The 2,900-nt window shown below is 47.0% G+C and carries 2 protein-coding genes and 2 pseudogenes; all 4 read right to left on the bottom strand.

Annotation, left to right across the window (positions count from 1 at the left end; all coding sequences use genetic code 11):
- Positions 1–221: pseudogene (locus QAS77_RS11345) on the bottom strand (tRNA-intron lyase); the annotation flags it as partial.
- A complete protein-coding gene (gene cfbB / locus QAS77_RS11340; RefSeq protein WP_250868322.1) occupies positions 218–1,687 on the bottom strand; it encodes a Ni-sirohydrochlorin a,c-diamide synthase in 1,470 nt (489 codons plus the stop codon). The gene cfbB and the pseudogene QAS77_RS11345, both read right to left, overlap by 4 nt.
- Positions 1,688–1,701: 14 nt before the next feature.
- Positions 1,702–2,496 carry a Ni-sirohydrochlorin a,c-diamide reductive cyclase ATP-dependent reductase subunit gene (cfbC, locus tag QAS77_RS11335; RefSeq protein WP_250868323.1) on the bottom strand — a complete coding sequence of 265 codons (795 nt, stop codon included), beginning with the start codon at positions 2,494–2,496 and terminating at the stop codon, positions 1,702–1,704.
- Between the two features lie 16 nt (positions 2,497–2,512).
- Positions 2,513–2,900: pseudogene (locus tag QAS77_RS11330) on the bottom strand (Ni-sirohydrochlorin a,c-diamide reductive cyclase catalytic subunit); the annotation flags it as partial.

Raw genomic sequence — 2,900 nt, 5'->3', positions numbered from 1 at the left:
GATGGCTGCAAGATGGAAGCTACCTTGAAAAGACCTGAAAAATCCAGTACCTTTCCTTCATGTTCCACTTCTATCTTCCCGCGGTATGCCAGATATACAGCTTCGATAAGTGTAAGCTCAAGCCCGTTTGGTTTAGGCCTGCCGTAGTACCCGTTATTGTAAAACTCATTAATGGCTTTTTTTTCTACAATTACACGGTCTTTGACTATCTCTGCTCTCATTCTTTATTACCTCTGTATCTGATGGCGGAATCCACGAAGGATGCTGCAAATTCTTTATATGAAGCTGCTTCCAGATGCGCGTATGCACCAAGGGTATTGTTCCTGACAAGTCCGTCCCATCCGTCACGTATCCCTGTTCCGCGGGATAGCTTAATAGCAAATTCAGCATCATCCGGTAGTTCGGTCACTTCTGAATGATGGAACTCATGTCCGATGAACGAATTTCCTTTACTGCCGATCACTGTATCTTCATCGAGCTGGCCTATATTGTAACTGACCACACGTTTGTGTCCCATGAGGGAATGTCCGGGAAGTGCTCCGACCATTTCATGAGTGGCCTCCGGCATTTCCGCCATGTGGTATGTTCCTTCGTCTTTCACACCAGTTGTGATCCTCTCGGTCAGATACATAAGTCCCCCACATTCACCGTATATGGGGAGTCCGTTCTCCGATGCTTTCCTTATGTCCTCCCTCATGCTTTCATTTGCCTCCAGCTCAGCAGCATAAAGTTCGGGATAACCGCCGCCCAGATAAAGGCCGTCCATATTCGGCAGTCTCTCATCGTGGATGGGGCTGAAATATTCAAGTTTAGCTCCTGCAAGTTCCAGAAGCTCAAGATTGTTATGATAATAGAAGTTAAAAGCCTCATCAAGTGCAATTCCTATCACAGGTCTTTCACTTTCAAGCTTTCTGGGTTTGAATATGGTGTTCTCTGCTTTCTTTAAAGGCTGTGCCTGTTGAGCTATCTCAATGAACTTGTCAATATCGATGCCTTCCGATATCCTTTTCTCGATAGCTGCAAGACGTTCATCAAGATCATTGACCCGGCGTCTTTCCTCGATTGCAGGGACAAGTCCAAGATGACGCATGGATATCTGCATGGCATTATCCCTTGGGATTATGCCGAGTACAGGAAGTTTGGTAAAATGCTCAACTGCTTCCTTCGCCTTTTTTGCATGCCGCATGCCGCCGATATTGTTGAGTATGACACCTACGATATTGACGTCAGGGTCAAAGTCCTTATATCCATTGACAAGTGCAGCTGCAGAGCGAGTGATGCTTCGGGCGTTGATAATGAGGATCACCGGACATTTCAGCATCTTTGCTATCTGTGCGGTGCTTCCCATATCCCCAATGCTTTCCAGTCCTTCGAAAAGCCCTCTGACACCTTCGATCACAGCGATCTCGGCTTTGCCATCCACTTCACATGCATGTGCGAACACATCAAGGACACCCTCCTCTCCCATGAGGTACCCATCAAGGTTGCGTGCTCTTCTTCCTGTTATTTCGGAATGGTAGCTCGGGTCTATATAATCAAGGGCTACTTTGAAAGGCTGTACATTATATCCTCTGGTCTTAAGAGCTGCCAGCAATCCGGCGGTGATGGTAGTCTTTCCGGAAGATGACCTGTCAGCAGCAAGGAGCACTCTTGGAATATTGAATTCTTTATTATCTGCGGATGGCATGATGATATCTCTTTTTATCTGGTAAGCTCTCTGAGACGCTCATCGTCAAGAGCAACAGGCATAACTGAAGTATCGCGTTGCATGATAGCTTTCGCAAGGTCACGATAAACTTGTGCAATGCTGGAGTCAGGTGCTTTTTCCATGACCGAGAAACCGTCCCTCTCGCAATCCTGCACGATCTGTTCCTTTGGTATAAACGCCATAAGGTCGGATCCTATCTCACTTGCGAACTTGGTCACTATCTCTTTTTCACGGCTCACACTGCGGGAATTACATATGATCCCGCTAAGAGGAGTGTTTATCTTTGCCAGTCCTCGGCAGATATTGTTCGCTGCATAAAGGGGCATATATTCACCGGAGGTCAGGACATATGCTTCCTTTACAAGTCCCTTGCGTATGGGTGCTACAAAGCCACCGCATACGATATCTCCAGGAACATCGTAGATGATAAGGTCCATTTCATTCAACGTTTTTGATATCTTCTTAAGTGTCTGGATGGCTACGATGATTCCGCGTCCGGCACAGCCGATACCTGGCTCGGGTCCGCCCACTTCCACACACTTTACGCCATTGTAACCGGTAAATACGACATCTTCCTCTTTCACATCCTTTTCCTCACGCAGAAGGTCAAGGATGGTCGGGATGCGTTTTCCTCCAAGAAGGGTGATGGATGAATCGCTTTTCGGGTCACAGCCAATTATCATTACCGTGTATCCCTCATCGGCACATGCGGCTGCAACGTTGGATGCAGTACTGGATTTTCCGATGCCACCTTTTCCATAGATAGCTATTCTTTTCTGTACGCTCATCTGCGAATGCTCCGTTTTATAATGATTCTTTTGCGACTTCTCTCAATGTTGCACCGAACTCGGATTCTACGATGTGGTTGACTCCGAGTGTCTTTGGATGCAGGTCTATCTCGACGATCACATGTTCGTGTCCCATTTCCTTAAGGGGTAATACCTGTCTTGGTCCGTTTGTAACGGATATCAGTTCCATATTGGATATGTGATCCATTGGGATTGCATGCGGGACTCCGCTTATCACAGCGAAATCGAAGTTGCTGTACTTGTCCTTTATCAGTTGGTCAACAGTATTCCCTGCAATAGGATACTCGTCAAGTCCGCCAATGTTCTCGTGGATGACAACGCCCTTTTCCTTCAGGTCGTTCGCGATGCATTCTGCATGATGGCGAACTCTTGGAAGTCCCAGC

This window comes from Methanococcoides sp., assembly GCF_030594565.1.
Taxonomy (GTDB): domain Archaea; phylum Halobacteriota; class Methanosarcinia; order Methanosarcinales; family Methanosarcinaceae; genus Methanococcoides; species Methanococcoides seepicolus.
The sequence above is the reverse complement of the archived record's forward strand: the minus strand, read 5'-3'. Positions and strand labels throughout refer to the sequence as shown.